Raw genomic sequence first — 6,540 nt, forward strand, 5'->3', positions numbered from 1 at the left:
CTGCACACTAACGGATCGGGGGCAGAACATACAGATGGCAAGATTCTCATTTGAAACGTCCTTGCGCAGCGCAATCGTCGCGGCGGCGCAAGCGTTAAACCGCAGCGGCGCCTCTTTCTCCACCTTTGAGCGCGCTTACTGTAACGAACGATACTGGATACGCACTCCCCAAGGCGGATTTCAGATCAGACCGGAGATTACCCCTGCTGAAGGGATACGCAACCTATTTATAGAAGGCAGGAAATACGGGTTCGAGTGCGCCACCGCCATGGTCATAGTCCTCTATAAAGCCGTGCTGGATTCCATCGATGAGAGCGAGTTTAACCGCTTGTTCGCCGACATGCTGCTCTATGACTGGCATTATGACAGCGATTTGCAGCTTATTGAATCCCAAGGCAGCAGCCAGGCGGTTCCAGGCGATATCATGTATTTCAAAAATCCCGAAGTATCACCCCGGACGCCTGAATGGAAGGGCGAAAACGTCGTCAAGCTTGATGAGTACTCCTATTACGGGCATGGTATAGGCATCCGCACTGCGGAACATATTATTCGCACACTGAACAGCCGTCGCTGGCCTGGCAGCATCGTTTCGGCTTATTTGACGGATCAGATCATTCACCCGGATTTCAATTACTTATCCGGTTTCGCCCCGGGTAACAACCTGAATGTGGAGATAGCGCCGTTGCAGACCGAAACAAACGAAAGAGCGGTGCTCGCTGCTGTCGGCAGACGCCAATATATTCGGTACTGAGTGAAGAAGGGATGCGGTTCTTCTTCACATTGGGCACACGCTCAAATGATCTTATCCCTTCGTCAACTCCCGATGAAGGAGCGACAGTATGCCCCGCAGCTCGCCGACCGGAACCTGCCCCGGAGCGGACGAACGGCCAGCCGAGCCAAAGGTAACGGACGAACCGAATAGCTCGCCAGCCAGACGGCTGATCATCCCTCGGCCTGTCATGGACATCGTAATGAGCGGACGATCGGCATGCTGCTCCCGCATGACGCGCGTAGCCTCCAGCAGTGTGAGGACATCCGCCGTGCTTCCCGGCATGACTGCCATTTTCACGATATCCGCGCCCAGTTCCTGCGCTCTGCGCAGTCTGGATACGATCTCCTCTGCCGGAGGGGTTTTGTCAAAATCATGATTGGACAAAATGACCTTCACCCCGGACGCATGAGCCGCCTCAACCAGTTCGGGCACGTGCTGCTCCTTGTTGAACCATTCCACATCGATCAAGTCTGCCTGCCCCGTAGCCGCGGCTGCTTCATTCAAAGCCACATAGTCAGCAGGAGCAATAGACCGCTGCCCTCCCTCATCGGTGGTCCGGAAAGTAAACAGCAGCGGAATATCCCCGAGCTTGGCGCGCAACTCATTCAGCGCTTTCTTCACCATTTCCAGATCATCCGCATGCTCGTAAAAATCGACACGCCACTCCACGATATCAAGATCAAGCGTGCGCAACTGCTCCGCTTCCTCGATCAGCCTGGACAGAGTCTCCCCCATGATCGGCACGCATATCTTGGGTTCGCCTTCCCCGATGACAACGTTTTTTACCTGGACTGTTTTGTACATGCTCTCCGCCCCTTGCTGCTCCACATTTTCCCTATTATATCCCTATGCCTCGTCGGCTGCAAAGCGGAGCCCAATCTGCTGTCTCGCTTCCTCCATGACCTCGGCCACCGCCAGCGAGCTGGCATGGGAATTGATCTTGCTGTCCCGGTCACCACACTTGATCATTTCGATGAACTCCAGAGCTTCATAATACATCGGCTCATGAATTTGCGGTTTGGTCAGGTCTTCCACATTGCCGTCCCGGTAATGAATTTTCACATCATACGGTTGGTTGATCTTGTCAATGACCATCGTCCCGAGCTCACCCTGGATTTCCGCAGGAAGATAGGAGTTGGAGATTTTGGAGTGCATCACCACACCCTCCATATCCGGGTAGCGCATGACCAGACTTCCTTCCCCGTCCACACCGGAAGCCAGCATGACACCGGTAGCCTTCACCAAGTCAGGCTTTCCGAACAGTGTGACCATTGGATAAAGACAGTAAATGCCCAGGTCCATCAATGAACCGTTGGAAAATTGAGGATTGAACGCATTCAGCAGTTTTCCTTCTTTATAAGCATCGTAACGGGAGGAATACTGACAGTAACCTGCAAAATAGCGGCGAATCGGGCCAAGCTTGAATAGATTTTCCTGTATCACTTTAAAGTTCGGCATGAGTGTGGATTTGAGAGCTTCCATCAGCACCACATTGTTCTTCTCCGCTGTGGCGATCATCTCCCGCACCTCGCGCGCATTCGAAGCCATCGGCTTCTCGCACAGAACATGCTTGCCATGATTCATGCACAGGATCGCCTGCTCCGCATGAAGCGAATTCGGGCTTGCAATATAAACAGCATCAATGCTGCCTTTTTCAAGCATTTCCTGCAAATCCGTGAATACCTCAGGCTGATTGTATTGGGCAGCAAAATCTCTGCCTTTCTCTTCAGTGCGAGAATACACAGCGGTCAAAGCGAACTGCTCGGTTTCAAGCGCCCCCTGAATGAAGCGCTCCGTAATCCAGTTAGTTCCGATGATGCCGAATCGTATCAAAACATCTCATTCCTTTCACGAGTAGTTATCATGATGACTATTTTCTCACTTGCGCATGTACCTGTCCATACAAATCCTGTATGTACCATTTCTTTTGCCAGACGATAAATATACATAAACACGTTTCGTCGATGATAAAACGTTGTTTAGAGACGCGGGTGGACGATTATATTCCTTTTAAAGATCGTTTAACGAATAAACAAACCCGGACCGCAACAGTGTGTAGTACAGACTGATTGCAATCCGGGTGCTCTGTGATCACTTTTGATCCACCTATTTTCTCACTTCAACCTTGGCCAGTTTTTCATAATATTGAACCAGGCTGCCGTGGTCGCAGTCTCCAAGGCCATCCACCTTCAATGCCTGCATCATTTCCATGACGCTGGCCGTCAGCGGTAACGGCACACCTACCTCATGGGACGTTTCCAAAACATTGCTTAAATCCTTGATATGCAGATTAATCCGGAAACCGGGATCAAATTTGCGCTCCATGACAAGCGGCGCTTTCGCATCCAATACCGTGCTGCCTGCAAGCCCCCCGCGAATAGCCTGGTATACGAGCTCCGGTTGAACACCGATTTTACTGGCCAAAACAAAAGCCTCCGACATCGCCGCAATATTAATAGCCACAATGATCTGATTCGCAAGCTTCGTTACATTACCCGCGCCGATATCGCCTGTACGAACAACCGAGCCGGCCATGGCCTTCATCACATCATAACATTGATCAAAAATTTCCTGTTTCCCTCCGACCATGACGGAAAGCGTACCTTCAATCGCCTTGGGCTCTCCCCCGCTGACTGGAGCATCAAGCATTTCAATGCCTTTTTCCGCCAGCGCTGCCGCGATCTCTTGACTGGTCAAAGGAGCAATAGAGCTCATGTCGATCACCACCGTGCCCGGCCTTGCTCCTTCGATAATTCCGTCTGTGCCAAGCACAACCTCTTTCACCTGTGGGGAATTGGGCAGCATGGTAATCACGATATCCGTCAGCTCCGCTACACGCTTGGGTGTAGATGCGGCCGAAGCGCCTGCTGCCACCAGCTCTGCCGCCGCTTTATTGGTCTCAAGTACGACCAGTTCATAACCTGCTTTGATCAAATTTTGACTCATCGGTTTACCCATAATTCCCAGCCCAATAAATCCTATCTTCATCAACTTTCCCTCCAAAGGTTCAAAATTGAATATCAGAGCGCACCCATATCTGTTAAAATGTTTTTCAGTTTATCTCGATTCACCTCAGAAGCAGCCGTATTGGGAAGGATTGAAGCACCTACGGGCACACCAATCAGATTCATAGCTTCTTTCGTAACCACAGGAAAGCTGGCCAGATTAAACGCCATCCGGAGTGGCGCCAGCTTAAACTGTGCTTCAAGGGCGCCCTGCAAATCTCCATTTATAAACTTATCATATATTTCTACTACGAGAGCCGGCACGATGTTGGCTGTTGATGCTACACAACCCACAGCTCCATAAACCAAAGAACCTAAAATCATGACATCTCTGCCAGCCATTACTTTAAAGTCTTTGCTTCGGGTCCTGCGTATATATTCTGCAGTCAAGGTCATGTCCCCGCTGCTGTCTTTCACGCCAACCAGATTTGGGATATCAGCTAATCTTTCAATCAGGTTCGCGGAAATATTATTTCCTACACGATCCGGATTGTTATATAGAAGTACAGGAAGAGGTGTTGCTTCCGCTATTTTGCGAAAATGCTGGTACAATTCTTCCTCCGTAGGCGTGAGGAACATAGGCGGCAGGATCGTCAATGCTTGTGCCCCCAGGGCCTCCCCCATTCTTGCCAGTGTCACACATTCTTTCGTCGTAATTGCGCCAATTCCCATGTATATGGGAACTCTGCCGTTGACCTGCTCAATGGTCGTTCGAACGGCTCTTTCCTGCTGCTCACGGTCCAGACCATAAAACTCTCCATTGCTGCCAAGTGATAAAATCCCGTGTACCCCTCCGGCAAGAACATGCTCCACCACACCTCGAAGCCCCTGTTCATCCACAAGTTCATTTTCATCTACCGGTGTCACAATTGGCGGGATAACTCCCCGAATCCAGTTTGTATCCATCTGCACTCTTCCTCTCACGAATTATTTTTCAGGTAACAGGAGCTGGGTTAAATAGTGCCAAATCGTTGTGAATCCCCCAATGATCCGCCCATGTCTTCTTGCGCCCGCTGGCAACATCCAGGATGAAGTGGAATAATTCCCAACCCACGTCTTCTATGGTCGCTTCTCCGGTTGCGATTCGGCCCGCATTCAGATCAATGAGATCATGCCATTGCTCTGCCAAAGAATTTCTGGTAGAAACCTTAATCACAGGAGCTACAGCCAAGCCGTATGGCGTACCTCTGCCCGTAGTGAACACCTGTAAATTGATGCCAGAGGCTAGTTGCAAAGTTCCGCATACAAAGTCACTGGCAGGTGTTGCCGCAAAAATTAAGCCCTTTTCTGCGGCCCTTTCGCCGGGAGATAAAACACCAACAATGGGGCTGGTACCGGATTTAACAATCGACCCGAGCGATTTTTCCACAACATTGGCAAGCCCGCCCTTTTTATTCCCGGGTGAGGGATTGGCGCTCCGGTCTGCTTGCCCCCGCTGTAAATATTCGTCATACCATTGCATTTCGCGAATCAGGGCCCGGCCGACCTCCTCATTGACTGCCCGGGGAGTTAATAAATGAACGGCATCCCTGACTTCCGTTACCTCTGAAAACATGACCGTAGCGCCTGCGCGTACTAATAAATCCGCGGCAAAACCTACTGCCGGATTCGCGGTAACCCCGGAAAAGGCATCACTTCCGCCGCACTGTAAACCGACTACAAGATCGGAAGCGGGACATGTGACACGTTGACGCCGATTCAGCTTATCCAGCCGGGCTTCAGCCATGTCCATAATGGACTTGACCATGGGAATAAATCCGGCGTGCTGCTGTAAGGACACAATCTTGCCCATGTCTCCGTCCGGCACCAATCTTTCGGGAACCAGCTTCTCACACCCTAACCCGACAACCATAAGCTCCCCGCCGAAGTTCGGGTTTTGCGCCAGATTTTGCAGGGTTCGAATCGGAATCACGGCATCCGGAGCGTTAATTGCCACCCCGCAGCCATAGCTATGTGTTAATGCTACGACATCTTCGACATTCGGATATTTGGGCAGAAGCTCTTCTTTGATTTTCTTTACGGCATATTCCAGCACACCGGCAACACATTGCACACTGGTTGTAATCCCCAGTATATTCTTCGTTCCGGCACTGCCATCCTCGTTGCGATATCCCTCAAACGTGTAGCCTTCGAGAGGCGGGAGCAGCTTTGGCACTTGACTGGCGATAGACAGCTCCTCCAAACGGGGCGGGGTCGGCAATTGAACCAGAGACTCCTCGACCCAGCTCCCTTTTGCAATCACTTTTAAAGCGAAGCCAATTATTTCTCCGTAACGAATAATGGGTTCACCTTCACTAATATCATTCAGCGCTACTTTATGCCCCTGGGGAACATTGCTGATCAGTTCGAGACCACAAGGAAATTTCGTCCCTTTAGGCAGCCCGCCCGTATTAACGATGATGGCAATGTTATCTCTTGGATGCACTTTTATATAAAGGGGGGCTTCCCTTTCCGTTTGCTTTAATGTCATGCCGGTTAACTCCTATCGTATGAGTTTCCTGAAAATTAAGAGATTTCCTTTAACTCAAAACGTTTAATCTCTCCAACGATGAGTAAATAACTTGAGTGTTGCAAATTCATTCGAGTAAGGTAGAAAATGGACAGACTTGTAGCGAGATACGATTTTTAGCCTTATGCAGGGTGGTTCAGATCTCGTAAAATGTCGAATAGAGGTTTCTTTTGAAGAGCACTCTCGTACACATATACGAGCATCTGTCCTCGATGTTCGTAGCGAATTCGCCTGACAACATCACCCAGCGTGAG

General features: G+C 50.3%; 6 protein-coding genes. 1 reads left to right on the top strand and 5 read right to left on the bottom strand.

Annotated elements, in window-relative coordinates; genetic code table 11:
- The first annotated feature begins 34 nt into the window (after nucleotides 1-34).
- Nucleotides 35-751, top strand: a complete 717-nt coding sequence (locus ACE41H_RS12930) for a protein-glutamine gamma-glutamyltransferase (RefSeq protein ID WP_375355672.1) — start codon at nucleotides 35-37, stop codon at nucleotides 749-751.
- Nucleotides 752-802: 51 nt separating this feature from the next.
- Here the strand turns inward: ACE41H_RS12930 and aroD are convergent, their stop codons facing one another.
- The 5 genes from aroD to garD form a co-directional block, all read right to left on the bottom strand.
- The gene (gene aroD / locus ACE41H_RS12935) at nucleotides 803-1,576 is read right to left on the bottom strand and encodes a type I 3-dehydroquinate dehydratase (protein ID WP_375355673.1); all 774 of its coding nucleotides are present in this window, start codon (nucleotides 1,574-1,576) and stop codon (nucleotides 803-805) included.
- Between the two features lie 42 nt (nucleotides 1,577-1,618).
- A complete protein-coding gene (locus ACE41H_RS12940; RefSeq protein WP_375355692.1) occupies nucleotides 1,619-2,602 on the bottom strand; it encodes a Gfo/Idh/MocA family protein in 984 nt (327 codons plus the stop codon).
- Between the two features lie 276 nt (nucleotides 2,603-2,878).
- Nucleotides 2,879-3,760 (bottom strand): 2-hydroxy-3-oxopropionate reductase, encoded by an 882-nt coding sequence (gene garR, locus ACE41H_RS12945; RefSeq protein WP_375355674.1) that lies wholly within the window; start codon nucleotides 3,758-3,760, stop codon nucleotides 2,879-2,881.
- Between the two features lie 32 nt (nucleotides 3,761-3,792).
- Nucleotides 3,793-4,683 (bottom strand): 4-hydroxy-tetrahydrodipicolinate synthase, encoded by an 891-nt coding sequence (gene dapA / locus ACE41H_RS12950; protein WP_375355675.1) that lies wholly within the window; start codon nucleotides 4,681-4,683, stop codon nucleotides 3,793-3,795.
- Nucleotides 4,684-4,711: 28 nt separating this feature from the next.
- The gene (gene garD, locus ACE41H_RS12955; RefSeq protein ID WP_375355676.1) at nucleotides 4,712-6,247 is read right to left on the bottom strand and encodes a galactarate dehydratase; all 1,536 of its coding nucleotides are present in this window, start codon (nucleotides 6,245-6,247) and stop codon (nucleotides 4,712-4,714) included.
- Nucleotides 6,248-6,540 lie beyond the last annotated feature (293 nt).

This window comes from Paenibacillus enshidis (genome assembly GCF_042136365.1).
In the GTDB taxonomy this organism is placed as follows: Bacteria; Bacillota; Bacilli; order Paenibacillales; family Paenibacillaceae; genus Paenibacillus; species Paenibacillus enshidis.

Excerpts from the sequence above, each read along its gene's own strand:
- ACE41H_RS12930 (WP_375355672.1), top strand. The coding sequence starts at position 35 with ATGGCAAGATTCTCATTTGAAACGTCCTTGCGCAGCGCAATCGTCGCG.
- dapA (WP_375355675.1), bottom strand. The coding sequence starts at position 4,683 with ATGGATACAAACTGGATTCGGGGAGTTATCCCGCCAATTGTGACACCG.
- garR (WP_375355674.1), bottom strand. The coding sequence starts at position 3,760 with ATGAAGATAGGATTTATTGGGCTGGGAATTATGGGTAAACCGATGAGT.
- garD (WP_375355676.1), bottom strand. The coding sequence starts at position 6,247 with ATGACATTAAAGCAAACGGAAAGGGAAGCCCCCCTTTATATAAAAGTG.
- aroD (WP_375355673.1), bottom strand. The coding sequence starts at position 1,576 with ATGTACAAAACAGTCCAGGTAAAAAACGTTGTCATCGGGGAAGGCGAA.